At 68.6% G+C, this 17,240-nt stretch carries 11 protein-coding genes; 10 read left to right on the top strand and 1 reads right to left on the bottom strand.

Translation table 11 applies throughout. The features are described 5' to 3' along the window. The 10 genes from BLR90_RS05915 to BLR90_RS05960 all read left to right on the top strand — a co-directional run bounded on the left by BLR90_RS05915 (position 1) and on the right by BLR90_RS05960 (position 16,215). The gene (locus BLR90_RS05915; protein ID WP_091024482.1) at positions 1–1,131 is read left to right on the top strand and encodes an MCE family protein; all 1,131 of its coding nucleotides are present in this window, start codon (positions 1–3) and stop codon (positions 1,129–1,131) included. Further along, entirely contained in the window at positions 1,128–2,576 is a 1,449-nt protein-coding gene (locus BLR90_RS05920; protein ID WP_091023523.1) for an MCE family protein, read from the top strand. Before BLR90_RS05915 ends, BLR90_RS05920 begins: the two co-directional genes overlap by 4 nt. Beyond that, the gene (locus BLR90_RS05925) at positions 2,573–3,835 is read left to right on the top strand and encodes an MCE family protein (protein WP_091023524.1); all 1,263 of its coding nucleotides are present in this window, start codon (positions 2,573–2,575) and stop codon (positions 3,833–3,835) included. The genes BLR90_RS05920 and BLR90_RS05925 overlap by 4 nt, the downstream gene beginning before the upstream one ends. Then, on the top strand, positions 3,832–4,461 hold the full coding sequence (locus tag BLR90_RS05930; RefSeq protein WP_091023526.1) for a hypothetical protein: 630 nt from the start codon (positions 3,832–3,834) through the stop codon (positions 4,459–4,461). Before BLR90_RS05925 ends, BLR90_RS05930 begins: the two co-directional genes overlap by 4 nt. Further along, complete coding sequence (locus tag BLR90_RS05935; protein ID WP_091023528.1) at positions 4,458–5,282, top strand: J domain-containing protein; 825 nt, start codon at positions 4,458–4,460, stop codon at positions 5,280–5,282. Before BLR90_RS05930 ends, BLR90_RS05935 begins: the two co-directional genes overlap by 4 nt. A 220-nt stretch (positions 5,283–5,502) precedes the next feature. After that, positions 5,503–9,018: a DNA-directed RNA polymerase subunit beta gene (gene rpoB, locus BLR90_RS05940; RefSeq protein WP_091023530.1), complete on the top strand. Its 3,516-nt coding sequence runs from the start codon at positions 5,503–5,505 to the stop codon at positions 9,016–9,018. 88 nt (positions 9,019–9,106) lie between these two features. Next, on the top strand, positions 9,107–12,988 hold the full coding sequence (locus BLR90_RS05945) for a DNA-directed RNA polymerase subunit beta' (protein ID WP_091023532.1): 3,882 nt from the start codon (positions 9,107–9,109) through the stop codon (positions 12,986–12,988). A gap of 284 nt (positions 12,989–13,272) precedes the next feature. After that, a complete protein-coding gene (locus BLR90_RS05950; RefSeq protein WP_091023534.1) occupies positions 13,273–14,511 on the top strand; it encodes a geranylgeranyl reductase family protein in 1,239 nt (412 codons plus the stop codon). Then, positions 14,508–15,302: a lysophospholipid acyltransferase family protein gene (locus BLR90_RS05955; RefSeq protein WP_091023536.1), complete on the top strand. Its 795-nt coding sequence runs from the start codon at positions 14,508–14,510 to the stop codon at positions 15,300–15,302. Before BLR90_RS05950 ends, BLR90_RS05955 begins: the two co-directional genes overlap by 4 nt. Positions 15,303–15,312: 10 nt before the next feature. Beyond that, positions 15,313–16,215, top strand: coding sequence for an NUDIX domain-containing protein (locus BLR90_RS05960; RefSeq protein ID WP_091023538.1), 903 nt, complete (start codon positions 15,313–15,315; stop codon positions 16,213–16,215). Here BLR90_RS05960 and BLR90_RS05965 read toward each other — a convergent pair. Beyond that, positions 16,175–17,239 (bottom strand): hypothetical protein, encoded by a 1,065-nt coding sequence (locus BLR90_RS05965; protein ID WP_091023540.1) that lies wholly within the window; start codon positions 17,237–17,239, stop codon positions 16,175–16,177. The genes BLR90_RS05960 and BLR90_RS05965 overlap by 41 nt on opposite strands. Position 17,240: the final 1 nt, after the last annotated feature.

The raw sequence follows: 17,240 nt of genomic DNA on the forward strand, positions 1-17,240 counted from the left end.
GTGAAGAGGTTCGCCGTCCCACTGGTGATCGTGGCGCTGGTCGTAGCGGCCGCGCTCACGATGTTCGGTGGTGAGGAGAAGAAGACGCTCACCGCCCACTTCCCCCGCACCATCTCGATCTACGAGGGCAGCGACGTGCGAGTGCTGGGTGTGCCGATCGGCACGGTCGACACGGTGACCCCGTCGGGCACCGACGTCGTGGTGACCATGTCCTACGACCCCGAGATCAAGATCCCGGCCGACGCCGAGGCGCTGATCATCGCGCCCTCCATCGTGGGTGATCGCTACATCCAGCTGACCCCGGCCTACACCGAGGGCGAGACCCTTGCCAGCGGCACCGTGCTCGACGTGAGCCGCACCGCCGTCCCGCTCGAGCTCGACCAGATCTACTCCAGCCTCGACGAGCTCAACGTGGCCCTCGGGCCCAACGGCGCCAACGCGGAGGGTGCGCTGACCGACCTGCTCGAGGTGACCGCCGAGAACTTCGCCGGCCAGGGCGAGCAGTTCCACCAGACGATCGAGGACTTCAGCACCTTCACCGAGACCTTTGACAACAACAAGGAAGAGCTCTTCGGCTCCCTGGCCCAGCTGGAGCAGTTCATCTTCACCCTGGCCGAGAACGACGCGACCGTCCGCGACTTCAACAGCTCACTCAGCTCGGTCTCGACGATGCTGTCGGGGGAGCGTCAGGAGCTCGCCGCCGCGCTGAAGAACCTGTCGGTGGCGCTCGGCGAGGTGGGGTCGTTCGTCAAGGAGAACCGCACCGTGCTCGGACGCAACATCAAGGGCCTCAACCGCGTTGCCAAGGTCCTCGTCAAGCAGCGCGCCGCCCTCGACGAGACGCTGCGGGCGGCCCCGTTGGCCTTGGCCAACCTGTCGCTGACCTACAACCCCGACGCCGGCACGCTCGACACCAACGCCAACATCGGCGAGCTCATCAACCAGATCGAGTCCGACCCCAAGACGCTCCTGTGCGGCTTCGTGGCCGAGCAGGACCGCACCGGTGCCTTGTGTGACCTGATCGAGACCCTGCCGCTGCCCCGCACGGGCCCGTTCGGTGCCGGCAGCGGGTCCTCGTCCGGCGATCAGTTCGACCTCACGCTCGGTGGACTCGTGGAGGTGGCTCGATGAACGCCCGCGTGCGCGGCATCGTCGCGCTCCTGTTCGGCACGGTCCTGCTCAGCGGCTGTGACTTCGATGTCTACAGCATCCCGCTGCCGGGCGGCACCGACACCGGCGACAACGCGATCACCGTGGAGGCCGTCTTCGTCGACGTACTCGACCTCGTGCCGCAGTCGACGGTCAAGGTCAACGACGTGAGCGTCGGCATGGTCCGCGAGATCGAGCTCGAGGGCCAGGTCGCCCGGGTGACCATGGAGATCCGTGGCGGCACCGAGCTCCCCGACAACGCGATCGCGGAGATCCGGCAGACCAGTCTGCTCGGCGAGAAATTCATCCAGCTCGCGGCACCCGAAGGCGGCGGCGACGGAGAGCTGGCCGACGGAGACGAGATCCCGCTGGAGCGGACCGGACGCAACCCCGAGGTCGAAGAGGTCCTCGGGGCGCTCAGCCTGCTGCTCAACGGCGGCGGCGTGGCGCAGCTGAAGACGATCGCCGCCGAGCTCAACCTCGCCCTCGAAGGCCGCGAGGACAACGTCAAGTCGGTGCTCACCCAGGTCGACACCTTGATGGGCCAGCTCGACGCCAACAAGGCCAACATCGTCAACGCGATCGAGTCCCTCAACCGGCTGGCGCTCTCGGTGCGCGAGCAGCAGGGGACCATCGACGCCGCACTCGAGGAGCTGCCCAGCGCGCTCATCTCACTGGACGCGCAGCGAGGTGACCTGGTCAAGATGCTCCAGGCGCTCAACCGCCTCGGTGACGTCGGCGTCAGCGTGATCAAGGACTCGAAGGCGTCCACGATCAAGTCGTTCCGCCTGCTGCAGCCGGTGCTCACCGAGCTGGCCAACTCGGGCGACAGCTTCGTCAAGGCGTTCCACGTGTTCCTGACCTACCCGTTCGTCGACGAGGTCGTGGGCCGCGACCCGCAGGTCGCGCGCAACCTCCACATGGGCGACTACACCAACTTGTCGGTCACTCTCGACATCGACCTGAGAGGGGAGCAGCCGACCGTCCCCGGGATCCCGTGCACGCCGCTCAACGAGATCCCCGACGACCTGCCCATCGACGAGATCGTCGACCTGCCCAACCTGTGCATGGGCGCCGCCCAGGCCTTGGCCGAGTGCCTGAACGCTCCCTCGCTCGAGAACTGCCAGGACCTCCCGGGCAACATCGTCGGCGCGATCTGCGACGCGGCCACCGGACCTCTGGGCGGCCTGTGCCCCGGCGGCGGTGGGGGCACTCCCGGTGGTCCCGGGCTGCCTGATCCCCCCGACATCCCCGGGGTGCCCGGTCTTCCCCTCCCCCTCGACCCGGGCAGCGGGCTCAACCGCCCCGCCTACGGGGCGGGCCAAGCTGATCCGGACTCCGCCGGCGGCGCGACGATGGGACAGCTGATGGCGGCTTACGACCCGGCACTCGTCACCCTGCTCGTCCCCGGGCTGGTGATCCGATGATCACCCGCCGCACCAAGTTCCAGCTGCTGATCTTCGTGCTCATCACGCTGATCGGGGTGTCCTACGTGGGCGCGCGCTATGCCAAGCTCGACCGGCTCTTCTATGACGACACCTACACCGTCGTCGCGCACTTCCCCGAGTCCGGCGGCATCTTCGCCGGCGGCGAGGTCTCCTACCGCGGCGTCCAGGTGGGACGCGTGGACAAGCTGGTCCTGACCGACTCCGGCGTCGACGTTCACCTCGACATCGACAACGGCTACGACGAGATCCCCTCCGACACCCTGGCCGTGGTCGGCAACCGCTCCGCGGTCGGCGAGCAGTACGTCGAGCTGCAACCGCAGGTCGACGACGGGCCCTACCTGAGCAACGACTCCGAGATCGACGAGGAGTTCACCCGCACGCCGATCGCCACCGAGACGCTGCTGACCAACCTGTCCAACACGGTGACCTCGGTCGACCAGGACGCCCTGCGTACGACGGTCACCGAGTTCGGGGCAGCGTTCGGAGGTACCGGCCAGGACCTCCAGACGATCATCGACTCAGGTAACTCCTTCATCGAGGTCGCCAACGAGAACTTCGACGTGACCGCGGCCCTGATCCGCGACAGCAACACGGTGCTCAACGGTCAACTGGCCAGGGAGAGCGCCCTGCGCAACTTCGCGACGCAGCTCTCGCTCTTCTCCGGCACCCTCGCGGGCGCCGACGGCGACCTGCGGCGGCTCATCGACACCGGCTCGGCCACGGCGATCGAGCTGCGGACGTTCCTCGAGGACAACCGCATCGAGCTCGGTGACCTGATCAACAACCTCGTGACCACCGGCGAGATCATCACCAGGCACCTGGACGGCGTCGCCCAGGTGCTGAGCATCTACCCCTACGTGGTGGAGGGCGGCTTCACCGTCGTGTCCAAGTCGCCCGACACCGGACTCTACGACGCCCACTTCGGCATGATCATCACCGACCAGCCGGTCTGCCACCAGGGCTACGAGGGTACCGACACCCGCCCGCCGCAGGACGGCTCCAACCGCCCGATGAACGAGAACGCTCGTTGCACCGAGCCCGCCGCCATGAGCAACGCCCGCGGCACCCAGAACCTCAACCGCGTGGTCGCGTCGTACGACCAGGCGACCGGTGAGCTGACCTGGGGCTCCCGGGTGGCAGGCGGCGATACGTCGGTCGGTACCGTGGCACCCATGACGCTAGGTGAGGAGTCGTGGAAGTGGCTGTATCTCCAGCCCCTGACGGCCACCCGAAGGTGACCGACAGCGCTTTCACGACCGACCCCGTCGCTCCTTCCGCGCGGTGGCGGCGCGTGCTCGTCCTGACGTGCGCAGTGGTCATGGTGGCCTGCGTCGTCGTGCTCACCTACCTGGTGGCCTCGACCCCCGCCCAGGACCGCGGCCTCGGTGCGCGGGTGACCTCGCTCTTCAGCGACGACGACCTCGTCGCCGAGGAGCGCGAGTCGACGATGGCGCAGTCGAGACAGTTCGTGCTCCGGCTGCACACCTACGGCCCCCAGTACCTCGACGCCGACAACACGATGCCGGAGTACCGCGAGCTCGTGAGCGAGCTGCTCACGCCCAAGTTCGCAGCCGACTTCGAGAAGAACGTAGAGCTGGCTGAGCAGGCTGTGTCCCAGGCCGGGGCAGGGCGCTCGGGTGAGGTCTTCTCCACGGGAGTCTCGAGCCTTGACGCCGACTCCGCCACGGTGTTGGTGGCCGGGTCGTTCACCAACTCCTACCCCAACCCCAACGACGCGGAGCAGCGCATCGACGCCGACTCGCTGCCGTTCCGTTACGAGGTCAAGCTCCTCAAGGTGGAGGGGGAGTGGCTCGTCGACGAGTTCACGCCCATCACCGGCGCGGACGAGGAGCCGCAGCCATGACCCCGCACTGGTACGACCTCCTCGATGTCGACCAAGACGCCTCCGTCGACGAGATCCGGGCCGCCTGGAAGTCGGCGATCGCCGACCTCGACCCCGGTGACCGGCGCTTCCGCGCCTACAACGACGCGGCCGCGGTCCTGCTGGACCCCGTCCGCCGCGCGGAGTACGACGCAGCCATCGCGCAGGCGGCCGAGCCCGAGCCGTCCAAGGAGGATGCCGCGGATGACGCGGCCGCCGACGAGGCTGTCGTCAGCGAGCCGACCCCGCGAGCCGTGACTGATGAGGCGGCGCCGGTCGGCCGGCGTGCCCTCCCGCTGGCGGCCGTGATCGCGACCGCGGTGGTGACCCTGCTGCTCCTGACGGTGACCGTGGTGGCCTGGCTGGGGTCCGACGCGGCGCCCGAGAGCGTCAGCACCGGACCTTCGCGCGTCGACGAGAGCGAGGTCCGGACCGCCCAGGCTGCCGCCGAGACGGCCATCGTGCCGGTGCTGTCGTTCGACTACCGGACCCTGGAGGCCGACGCCGCCGCCGCGAGGTCCTACATGACCGACGACTACCGCGAGAAGTACGACCAGACCTTCGCGCTGGTGTCCGACAACGCGCCGGGCACGGAGACCGTGGTCTCGGCCGAGGTGGTGGCCTCGGGGATCGTGCGCACCGGCGACGACCGGGTCGACGTGCTGCTCTTCGTCAACCGGCCGACCACCAACAAGCAGGCGAAGGAACCCGTCGTCTACCGCGACCAGGTGACCGCTCAGATGCTCCTGGTCGACGGCAAGTGGCTGGTCGACGACCTCATCACCACCCCTGCCGCGCCGTAGGTCCTCCACAACCCACGGGGGCGGTGCTTGACCTGAGCGCCTCCGGGGCTCATGATCTCTGCAACGCTCGTCGTTGCGGCGCATGCAGAGGTTGTTGTGCGCCCGCGATTCGTGTATGGTGGCGCATTGCGCCTGCCCTCAGATACTTATCAGCCTGCCCGGTGGTTGAACCTGTGGTGGGTCGGCGCGACTCTCAGAGCGACACGTCGAAGGACACCTCTTGGCCGCGCGCAGCACCTCCGGTAACCCCAGCCGAATCTCTTTCGCAAAGATCACCGAACCTCTCGAGGTTCCCCAGCTCCTCTCTCTGCAGACCACCAGCTTCGACTGGCTGATCGGCAACGACAAGTGGAACGCCGAGGTCGACCGCCGGCGCTCCGAGGGCGAGGACGTCTCCAGCAAGTCCGGCCTGACCGAGATCTTCGAGGAGATCTCGCCGATCGAGGACTTCTCGGAGACGATGTCCCTCTCCTTCGAGAACCCGGTCTTCTACGACCCGAAGTACACCGTCGACGAGTGCAAGGAGAAGGACTTCACCTACTCCGCTCCTCTCTACGTCTCCGCGGAGTTCACCAACAACGACACCGGTGAGATCAAGGGCCAGACGGTCTTCATGGGCGACTTCCCGCTCATGACGCCCAAGGGCACCTTCGTCATCAACGGCACCGAGCGCGTCGTCGTCTCGCAGCTCGTCCGCTCGCCGGGCGTCTACTTCGAGCGCACCGCCGACAAGACGTCCGACAAGGACATCTACACCGCCAAGCTGATCCCCTCGCGCGGCGCCTGGCTCGAGTTCGAGATCGACAAGCGCGACCTGGTCGGCGTCCGCCTCGACCGCAAGCGCAAGCAGAACATCACCGTCCTGCTCAAGGCCCTCCAGGCCGTCGCCGAGGACATCGGCGAGGAGTACGACTACGACGCCGTGATGGCCGAGCTGCGCCAGTACGAGTCGATCCAGCTCACCGAGGAGAAGGACCACACCCAGGGTCCCGACGACGCGCTGCTCGACATCTACCGCAAGCTGCGCCCGGGCGAACCCCCCACCCGCGAGGCCGCGCTGACGCTGTTGAAGAACTACTACTTCAACCCCAAGCGCTACGACCTGGCCAAGGTCGGTCGCTACAAGATCAACAAGAAGCTCGGCCTGGTCGAGGCCTTCGACCAGCAGACGCTGACCATCGGCGACGTCGTCGCGGCGATCCGCTACATCGTGGCCCTGCACGACGGCCGCGAGCAGCTCGAGACGCCCCAGGGCACCCTCGACATCGGTGCCGACGACATCGACCACTTCGGCAACCGCCGGATGCGCACCGTCGGTGAGCTCATCCAGAACCAGCTCCGCACGGGCCTGGCCCGCATGGAGCGCGTGGTCCGCGAGCGGATGACGACCCAGGACGTCGAGGCGATCACGCCTCAGTCCCTGATCAACATCCGGCCCGTGGTCGCGGCGCTGAAGGAGTTCTTCGGAACCTCCCAGCTCTCGCAGTTCATGGACCAGACCAACCCGATCTCCGGCCTGACGCACAAGCGTCGCCTGTCGGCGCTCGGCCCCGGTGGTCTGTCCCGTGACCGCGCCGGCATGGAGGTCCGTGACGTCCACCCGTCGCACTACGGCCGCATGTGCCCGATCGAGACCCCGGAAGGCCCCAACATCGGCCTGATCGGCTCGCTCGCGTCCTACGGACGGATCAACCCGTTCGGCTTCGTCGAGACTCCCTACCGCAAGGTGGAGAACGGCAAGGTCACCGCGCAGATCGACTACCTCACGGCCGACGACGAGGACCGCTACGTCATCGCCCAGGCCAACGCCGCGCTCGACAAGAACGACAAGTTCGTCGAGGAGCGCGTGCTCGTGCGCCAGCGTTTCGGAGAGGTCTCCGAGATCCTGGCCGGCGAGGTCGACTACATGGACGTCTCGCCTCGACAGATGGTGTCGGTCGCGACCGCGCTCATCCCGTTCCTCGAGCACGACGACGCCAACCGTGCGCTCATGGGCGCCAACATGCAGCGCCAGGCCGTGCCGCTCGTCGTGAGCGACTCGCCCCTGGTCGGCACCGGCATCGAGTGGCGCGCCGCGGTCGACGCCGGTGACGTGCTCGTCGCCGACAAGGACGGCGTCGTCAAGGAGGTGTCCGCCGAGGTCATCGAGACGATGAACGACGACGGCACCTACACGACGTACAAGCTGGCCAAGTTCAAGCGCTCCAACCAGGGCACCTGCATCAACCAGCGCCCGCTGGTCAGCGAGGGTGACCGGGTCCTGGGCCGCGACCTGGACAACAACCAGCACGGCACCCCGATCGCCGACGGTCCGTGCACCGACAACGCCGAGATGGCGCTGGGCACCAACCTGCTCGTGGCGTTCATGCCGTGGCAGGGCCACAACTACGAGGACGCGATCATCCTCAGCCAGCGCCTGGTGCAGGAGGACGTCCTCACCTCGATCCACATCGAGGAGCACGAGGTCGACGCCCGCGACACCAAGCTCGGCCCCGAGGAGATCACCCGCGACATCCCCAACGTCTCCGAGGAGATGCTGGCCGACCTCGACGAGCGCGGGATCATCCGCATCGGCGCCGAGGTCACCACGGGCGACATCCTGGTCGGCAAGGTCACGCCCAAGGGCGAGACCGAGCTCACCCCGGAGGAGCGGCTGCTGCGCGCGATCTTCGGTGAGAAGGCGCGCGAGGTGCGCGACACCTCGATGAAGGTGCCGCACGGTGAGTCCGGCACGGTCATCGGCGTGCGCGTCTTCGACCGCGAGGACGGCGACGAGCTGCCTCCCGGCGTCAACCAGCTGGTCCGCGTCTACGTCGCCCAGAAGCGCAAGATCTCGGTGGGCGACAAGCTCGCCGGCCGCCACGGCAACAAGGGCGTCATCGCGAAGATCCTGCCGATCGAGGACATGCCGTTCATGGAGGACGGCACCCCGGTCGACGTGGTCCTCAACCCGCTCGGCGTGCCGCGACGGATGAACATCGGTCAGATCCTCGAGCTCCACCTCGGCTGGCTCGCCAAGCAGGGCTGGGACCTCGACTTCATGGACGACAAGTCCGACGCCGACTGGAAGCAGCGCCTGATCAAGATCCACGCGGACAAGGCCGCCCCCAACACCAAGGTGGCGACGCCGGTGTTCGACGGCGCCCGCGAGGACGAGATCACCGGTCTGCTCGGTGCGACCACGCCCAACCGTGACGGCGTCCGCCTGATCGGCGACACCGGCAAGGCCAACCTGTTCGACGGTCGCTCCGGTGAGCCGTTCGCAGACCCGGTCGCGGTGGGCTACATGTACATCCTCAAGCTCCACCACCTCGTGGACGACAAGATCCACGCGCGGAGCACCGGCCCCTACTCGATGATCACGCAGCAGCCCCTGGGCGGTAAGGCCCAGTTCGGTGGCCAGCGGTTCGGCGAGATGGAGGTGTGGGCGATGGAGGCCTACGGCGCCGCCTACGCCCTGCAGGAGCTGCTCACCATCAAGTCCGACGACGTGCCTGGTCGCGTCAAGGTCTACGAGGCCATCGTGAAGGGCGAGAACATCCCGGACTCCGGGATCCCCGAGTCCTTCAAGGTGCTCGTCAAGGAGATGCAGTCCCTCTGCTTGAACGTCGAGGTGCTGAGCCAGGACGGTTCCCAGATCGAGCTCAAGGACGCCGAGGAAGACGTCTTCCGCGCCGCCGAGGAGCTCGGGATCGACCTGTCTCGCCGCGAGCCGAGCTCCGTCGAAGAAGTCTGAGATGCCGGGCCCGTACGCCGGACCGGCGTACGGGCCCGCCCCTCAGTCCACGCTTGATTTCCAGAACTAACGAAGGACAACAGCCATCGTGCTCGACGTGAACTTCTTCGACCAGCTCAAGATCGGCCTGGCCACCGCGGACGACATCCGCACGTGGAGCCACGGTGAGGTCAAGAAGCCGGAGACCATCAACTACCGCACGCTCAAGCCTGAGCGTGACGGCCTCTTCTGCGAGAAGATCTTCGGTCCCACCCGGGACTGGGAGTGCTACTGCGGCAAGTACAAGCGCGTGCGCTTCAAGGGGATCATCTGTGAGCGTTGCGGCGTCGAGGTGACCCGCTCCAAGGTGCGCCGCGAGCGCATGGGCCACATCGAGCTGGCCGCCCCCGTGACCCACATCTGGTACTTCAAGGGTGTCCCGTCGCGTCTCGGCTACCTGCTCGACCTGGCGCCGAAAGACCTCGAGAAGGTCATCTACTTCGCCGCCTACATGATCACCGCCGTCGACGACGACGCTCGCCACCGCGACCTGTCCTCGCTCGAGGGCAAGGTGCAGCTGGAGCGCGAGCGCCTCGAGAAGCGCCGCGACACCACCCTCGACGAGCGCATGAAGAAGCTCGAGGAGGACATGGCGACCCTGGAGTCCGAGGGTGCCAAGGCCGACGCGCGCCGCAAGGTCCGCGACGGCGCCGAGCGCGAGATGAAGCAGGTCCGGGACCGCGCCCAGCGCGAGATCGACCGCCTCGACGAGGTGTGGAACACCTTCAAGTCGCTCAAGGTCCAGGACCTCATGGGTGACGAGCTGCTCTACCGCGAGATGAAGAACTGGTTCGGCAAGTACTTCGAGGGTCACATGGGCGCCATGGCGATCCAGAAGCGCCTCGAGGACTTCGACACCGAGGCCGAGGTGGAGTCGCTGCGCGACACCATCGCCAACGGCAAGGGCCAGAAGAAGGTCCGCGCCCTCAAGCGCCTCAAGGTCGTCGACGCCTTCCGCAAGACCGGCAACAAGCCCCAGGGCATGGTCCTGGACGCCGTACCGGTCATCCCGCCGGACCTGCGCCCGATGGTCCAGCTCGACGGTGGCCGCTTCGCCACCTCCGACCTGAACGACCTCTACCGCCGCGTGATCAACCGCAACAACCGCCTCAAGCGACTGCTTGACCTCGGCGCGCCCGAGATCATCGTCAACAACGAGAAGCGGATGCTGCAGGAGGCCGTCGACTCGCTGTTCGACAACGGTCGTCGTGGTCGCCCGGTCACCGGGCCGGGCAACCGCCCGCTCAAGTCGCTCTCCGACATGCTCAAGGGCAAGCAGGGGCGCTTCCGCCAGAACCTCCTCGGCAAGCGCGTCGACTACTCCGGCCGTTCGGTCATCGTGTCGGGCCCGCAGCTCAAGCTGCACCAGTGCGGTCTGCCCAAGCAGATGGCGCTCGAGCTGTTCAAGCCGTTCGTGATGAAGCGCCTCGTCGACCTGTCGCACGCGCAGAACATCAAGTCGGCCAAGCGCATGGTCGAGCGCGCCCGCCCGGTCGTGTGGGACGTCCTCGAAGAGGTCATCACCGAGCACCCCGTGCTGCTCAACCGTGCGCCCACCCTGCACCGACTCGGCATCCAGGCCTTCGAGCCCCAGCTGATCGAGGGCAAGGCCATCCAGATCCACCCGCTCGTCTGCACGGCGTTCAACGCCGACTTCGACGGCGACCAGATGGCGGTGCACCTGCCGCTGTCGGCCGAGGCCCAGGCCGAGGCGCGGATCCTGATGCTCTCGACCAACAACATCCTCAAGCCGTCGGACGGCCGTCCGGTGACCATGCCTACCCAGGACATGATCATCGGCCTGTTCTTCCTGACGACCGACCGTGAGGACGAGCCCGGCGCGGGTCGCGCGTTCTCGTCCCCGGCCGAGGCGATCATGGCCTACGACAAGGGCGAGATCTCGGTCCAGAGCAAGGTCAAGATCCGCTTCAACGACATCGTGCCGCCGCTCGAGCTCGAGCTCGGAACCGACTGGGAGGAGGGTCAGTCGCTGACCCTCGACACCACGCTGGGCCGTGCGCTGTTCAACGACACGCTGCCGGCCGACTACCCCTTCGTGAACTACGAGGTGGGCAAGAAGGCCCTCGGTGCGATCGTCAACGACCTCGCCGAGCGCTACACCAAGGTCGAGGTCGCCGCCTCGCTCGACGCCCTCAAGGACACCGGCTTCACCTGGGCCACCCGCTCGGGTGTCACCGTCTCGATCGACGACGTCACGACGCCGACCAACAAGATCGAGATCCTGTCGCGCTTCGAGGAGCAGGCCGCCAAGGTCCAGAAGCAGTTCGAGCGCGGTCTGGTCACCGACGACGAGCGCCGCCAGGAGCTCATCGAGATCTGGACGGAGGCCTCCAAGGAGGTCGGCGACGCCATGGAGGCGACGTTCGAGCGCTCCAACCCGATCTACATGATGGTCGACTCCGGTGCCTCCGGAAACATGAACCAGATCCGTCAGGTCGGCGCCATGCGAGGCCTGGTGGCCAACCCGAAGGGCGAGATCATCCCGCGGCCGATCAAGGCCAACTTCCGCGAGGGTCTCTCCGTGCTCGAGTACTTCATCTCGACCCACGGTGCCCGCAAGGGTCTGGCCGACACCGCGCTCCGTACGGCGGACTCCGGCTACCTGACCCGTCGTCTGGTCGACGTGTCGCAGGACGTCATCATCCGTGAGGACGACTGTGGGACCGAGCGTGGCCTGCCCAAGGTCATCGGCGTCAAGGGCGAGGACGGTGTCGTGCGCAAGGACGACAACGCCGAGACCGCCGCCTACGCCCGCTCGGCGTCCAGCGAGGTCACCCACCCCAAGACCGGCGACGTGCTGGTCGAGGCCGGTGGCGACCTCGGTGACGTCAAGATCGGTGAGCTCGTGGCCGCCGGCATCGAGGTCGTCAAGGTCCGCTCCGTGCTGACGTGTGACGCCAAGACCGGCACCTGCGCCAAGTGCTACGGCCGCTCGCTGGCCACCGGCAAGCTGGTCGACATCGGTGAGGCGGTCGGCATCATCGCCGCCCAGTCCATCGGTGAGCCCGGCACGCAGCTGACCATGCGTACCTTCCACACCGGTGGTGTGGCCTCGGCCGACGACATCACGCAGGGTCTGCCCCGCGTGGTCGAGCTCTTCGAGGCCCGCTCGCCCAAGGGCCGGACCCCGATCTCGGAGTCCGCCGGTCGCGTGGAGATCGAGGACACCGACAAGTCCCGCAAGGTGCTGGTGACCCCGGACGACGGCTCGGAGGTGCAGGAGTACCCCGTGTCGAAGCGTTCGCGCCTCAACGTCGAGGACGGCGAGCACATCGAGGTCGGCCACCACCTGACGTCCGGTACGCCGGACCCGCAGGACGTGCTGCGCATCCTCGGCGTCCGCAAGGCGCAGGAGCACCTCGTGGACGAGGTCCAGGCGGTCTACCGCAGCCAGGGCGTGTCCATCCACGACAAGCACATCGAGATCATCGTGCGGCAGATGCTGCGCCGGGTCACGGTCATCGAGTCGGGCGAGACGAACCTGCTCCCCTCCGACCTGGTCGACCGGGTGCGCTTCGAGGAGGAGAACCGTAGGGTCGTCTCCGAGGGCGGCAAGCCGGCCTCGGGTCGTCCGGTCCTCATGGGCATCACGAAGGCGTCGCTCGCGACGGAGTCGTGGCTGTCGGCGGCTTCCTTCCAGGAGACCACCCGCGTGCTCACCGACGCCGCGATCCACGGTCGCTCCGACTCGCTTCGCGGCCTGAAGGAGAACGTGATCATCGGCAAGCTGATCCCGGCCGGCACCGGCCTGGAGCGCTACCGCAACATCCGGGTGGAGCCCACCGAGGAGGCCCGCGCCGCGGCGTACTCCGTCACCGGCTACGACTCCTACGACTACGAGTTCGGCAACGCCGGCTCCGGTCAGGCAGTAGCTCTGGACGACTTCGACTTTGGTTCGTATCAGAACTGAGCGCGAAGCGCTCAGGTCTGATAGCTGAGAACCAGATCGAGTAAGCCAAGACCCGCTCACGCTCGCGTGGGCGGGTCTTGGCGCATCGAGATCCAGTCCCCTCCGAGGAACGAGTGGGGCAATGCTGCCTTTCGGCATACGGGGTCTCGACGTGCGCGTCGCGGCTTCGTTCCTCAGCCGCGGCGCCCGCTCGACCTTCGCTCGCCCACGTAGTCCGCTCGTTCCTCGCGGACTACTGCTCCCTCGATTCGGTGGCGTCACCGGGGGGCTGAGAGAATCGGGGGGTGACCTCGACCCCCACGCAGACCGACGTCCTCGTCGTCGGTGCCGGCCCCGCGGGGTCGGCGGCCGCGGCCTGGGCGGCGCGAGGCGGCGCCGACGTGGTCCTGGCCGACGCGGCCGTGTTCCCGCGTGACAAGACCTGCGGTGACGGGCTGACTCCGCGCGCCATCGGGGAGCTTCAGAAGCTGGGGCTCGAGGACTGGCTACGCGCGCACACGGTCAACCAGGGGCTGCGCGCGCATGGCTTCGGCCAGACCCTCCTCCTGCCGTGGCCCGGCGGCACGCTGCCGTCGTGGGGCAGCGCCGTGGCGCGCACCGAGCTCGACGACCACCTGCGCACCACCGCCATCAAGTCCGGGGCCACCGCGATCGACGGCGTCCGCGCTGTCGACGTACGACGTGAGGGCGGGCGGGTCGCCGCCGTCGTCTTCCAGCGTGGGGACGAGCGGTTCGAGATCGCCTGTCGCCGGCTCGTGGTCGCCGACGGCGTCCGGTCGCCGCTAGGCAAGGTGCTGGGGCGCGAGTGGCACCGCGACACCGTCTACGGCGTGGCCGGACGCGCCTACATCGCCTCCGAGATGTCCGACGACCCGTGGATCAGCTCGCACCTCGAGCTGCGCGGCGAGGACGGTGCGATCCTGTCCGGCTACGGCTGGATCTTCCCGCTCGGGACCGGCGAGGTGAACATCGGCGTGGGGACCCTGGCCACGGCCAAGCGCCCCGCCAACATCGCGATCAAGCCCCTGATGTCCTACTACGCCGACGAGCGCCGCGAGGAGTTCCGGCTCTCCGGCGACCTGAGGATGCCGACCTCGGCGCTGCTGCCGATGGGTGGTGCGGTGTCGCACGTCGCCGGCCCCAACTGGGCGCTGATCGGCGACGCAGCCGGTTGCGTCAACCCCCTCAACGGCGAGGGGATCGACTACGGCCTCGAGACCGGGCGCCTGCTCGCCGAGCTCATGACCGAGACCGACGACCTGTCGGTCGTGTGGCCGGCGCTGCTGCAGGACCACTACGGCGAGGCCTTCTCGATCGCCCGGCGGCTCGCCGGGCTGGTGACGGTCCCGCGACTGCTGCCGACGCTGGGCCCCGCGGGCATGAGGTCCGACTGGCTGATGACTCTTGCGCTGCGCTGGATGGGCAACCTGGTGACCGACGATGACCGCGACCGCGCCGCGCGGGTCTGGCGCTGGGCCGGTCGCCGCTCGCTGGCGCGGGACTCGCGACCGCCCTTCACGTGAGCCGCCGCGAGCCGGTCTACGCCGCCACGATCGGGCTCGGCCGCGCGCTGCTGCGCGGTCTGGACGTCACGACCCGCTCGGAGGGCGTCGAGCACGTTCCCGCCACCGGGCCCGCGGTCCTGGCCGCCACCCATGTCTCCTTCCCCGACTTCGTCTTCATCGGTCGCGCGCTGCTCGGCACCGGGCGGCGGGTGCGTTTCATGTGTCGCCACGACATCTGGCACTCGCGCCTGGCGGCACGCGCGATGGACGCGATGGGCCACATCCCCGTCGATCGGGAGGCCCCGGCGGCGGCGTACCTGAAGGCCCGTCGGCTGCTCCAGCAGGGCGAGGTCGTGTGCCTGTTCCCGGAGGGCGGCATCTCGACGGCCTACACGACCCGCGCGCTGATGCCCGGCGCCGCGGCACTCGCCCGCGAGACCGGCGCGCCGCTGGTGCCGGTCTGGATGTGGGGTAGCCAGCGGATCTGGGCGCAGAAGACGACCCAGGACCACCCGCTACCGCGGCCCGACCTCACCCGCGGGCGGCTCGTCGACGTCCGCTTCGGAGAGCCGCTGACGGTGCCACCCGACGCCGACCTGACGGCGGTGACGCAGGACCTGGGACACCGCCTCTGGCGCGGGCTGGAGTCGCTCCAGCAGAGGCCCGAGCACCGGCCCCGGCCCGGCGAGCACGCGCCGTGGTTCCCGGCCCACCTCGGCGGGCACGCCTGCGAGCTGGAGGCGTCGTACGTCATCGACGCGATGCCGCGCGCGGCGGTCCGCCCCACCTGGGGACCGGGGGCGTCGTAGATTGGCCCGCATGGGGGAGCAGGTACAGCGGGTGGCGGCGTACGCCGTGATCCTGCGCGACGGCTGCATCCTGCTGAGCCGGCTCGCTCCGCGGCTGTCGCGCGGCGAGCTCTGGACGCTCCCCGGTGGCGGGCTCGACCACGGCGAGGACCCCCGCGAGGCCGTGGTGCGTGAGGTCTACGAGGAGACCGGTCTGCCGGTCACCGTCGGTGAGACCGCGCGCACCTTCTCGCTCCATCTGCCCGACACCTGGCGCCACGGTCGCCGGGCCAACGCCCACAGCCTGCGCATCGTCTACGAGGGCTGGGTCCCCGTCGACGCGCCCGAGCCCCACGTGGTCGAGGTCGGCGGCTCGACCGTCGACGCCGCCTGGCACCCCGTGGCGGGCGTGCTCGACGGCTCGGTGCCCACCGTCTCCCTCGTGCGCGAGGCGCTGGCGGCGCACGAGGTGTTCCGACTGCAGCGCGTCGCCGCCTACGGGCTGGTCCGGCGCGACGACACCGTGCTGCTCACCCGGGTGTCGGCCCGCGGCTTCCACACCGGGCTGTGGTCGTTGCCCGGAGGCGGGATCGACCACGGCGAGAGGCCCCGGGACGCAGTGACCCGCGAGCTGCTCGAGGAGACCGGCCTCGTGTGCACCGTGGGGGAGCTGGTGACCGTCGACGACGAGCAGGTCCGCGGCACGGCGCCGTCCGGTCGGGACGAGGAGCTGCACGCGATCGGGCTGGTGTTCGCGGCCCAGCCCGTGGGGGAGCCCGGCGAGCTCGTGACGGAGGTGGGCGGCACCACCGACGCAGTGGCCTGGGTGCCCGTCGCCGACATCGAGAGCGGCGCGGTGCCCGTCGTACCGCTCGTGGGGTCGGCGCTCCGAGTCAGCGGTCGTACGGCGCCGCCGACACCTCACACAGGTTGAGCCGTGGGTCCGCGTTGTTGGTGACCCGGTAGCTCGACACCAGCAGCCACCGCTCCACACCCGCGACCCGGATGCGCAGCCGCAGCGTCGCGTTGCCGGGCAGTGGGACCGGGCCCAGGAGCCCGGGCTCGTGCTCGCCGTACGTGTAGCTCTCCTTCACGACGTGGTCGTCGACCCAGCCCTCGCCGAAGACCCGCTCGACGTAGACCTCGGCGTCGGGCCCTAGGGACGCGTCGGGCTCGATCACGAGCGTCTGGGCGGCGCCCGTCGGGTCGGTCTCGGCACGACACTCCAGGTCGAGCCAGCCGAGGCCCGGGAGCCGGGTGCGCTGGCTGTCGCGCCCCGGGGCGTCCGCGGTGCCGTGCCAGGTGATGCCGGCGCGGTCCTCGAACGTGGTCGTGAAGACGGCGTCGATCTTGCACGAGCGGTAGTCGGCCGGGTGCCGGAAGCCGTTCCAGTACCAGCTGAGCTCGAACGACGTCACCGGCTTGGGGTCCAGTGCCCCGCCCGACTGGTGGCGACCCGGGCGCTGGCTGATGATCCCGTTGATCGTGCCCGAGGAGTAGTTCTCGATCGGCGTGACCTGGTTGAGGCCCTCGGCGGCGTAGTAGCCGGTGCCACCCGTGCCGTCGTCGAGCGCGTGGGCGTAGCGGTAGACGCGCGGGACCTTGACGGCGACAACGTTGTGGTCGTTCTTGACCTCGTACTTCTGTAGCCACATCTGCGTCTCCAGCTGCCGGTTCTCGGTGCGGAGCCGGATCATCGTGGCGTTGGCCTTGCAGATCATGGCGAGCTGGCCGATGCCGGGGACGACCGCGGTCTTGGAGTAGACCTTGCGGCGCGTGGAGGGGTCCCACTTCACCGTCAGGTGCTGGACCAGCCGCTCCTGGCTCACTGCCCTGGCCGAGCCGGCACCGAGGGCCGGGGCGGGCGCGCGCTCGGCGGCCCGGACCGGAGACGCGCAGAGCATCGTGCCGGTCACCAGCACGGTGACGGCGACGGAGAGGGCGCGGCGTAGGTGCATG

The sequence above is a fragment of the Nocardioides szechwanensis genome, from assembly GCF_900103935.1.
Lineage (GTDB): Bacteria > Actinomycetota > Actinomycetes > Propionibacteriales > Nocardioidaceae > Nocardioides > Nocardioides szechwanensis.

Bases quoted from the DNA above. Each gene is read 5' to 3' on its own strand.
- BLR90_RS05920 (WP_091023523.1), top strand. From the start codon at position 1,128: ATGAACGCCCGCGTGCGCGGCATCGTCGCGCTCCTGTTCGGCACGGTC.
- BLR90_RS05925 (WP_091023524.1), top strand. From the start codon at position 2,573: ATGATCACCCGCCGCACCAAGTTCCAGCTGCTGATCTTCGTGCTCATC.
- BLR90_RS05935 (WP_091023528.1), top strand. From the start codon at position 4,458: ATGACCCCGCACTGGTACGACCTCCTCGATGTCGACCAAGACGCCTCC.
- BLR90_RS05960 (WP_091023538.1), top strand. From the start codon at position 15,313: ATGGGGGAGCAGGTACAGCGGGTGGCGGCGTACGCCGTGATCCTGCGC.
- BLR90_RS05965 (WP_091023540.1), bottom strand. From the start codon at position 17,239: ATGCACCTACGCCGCGCCCTCTCCGTCGCCGTCACCGTGCTGGTGACC.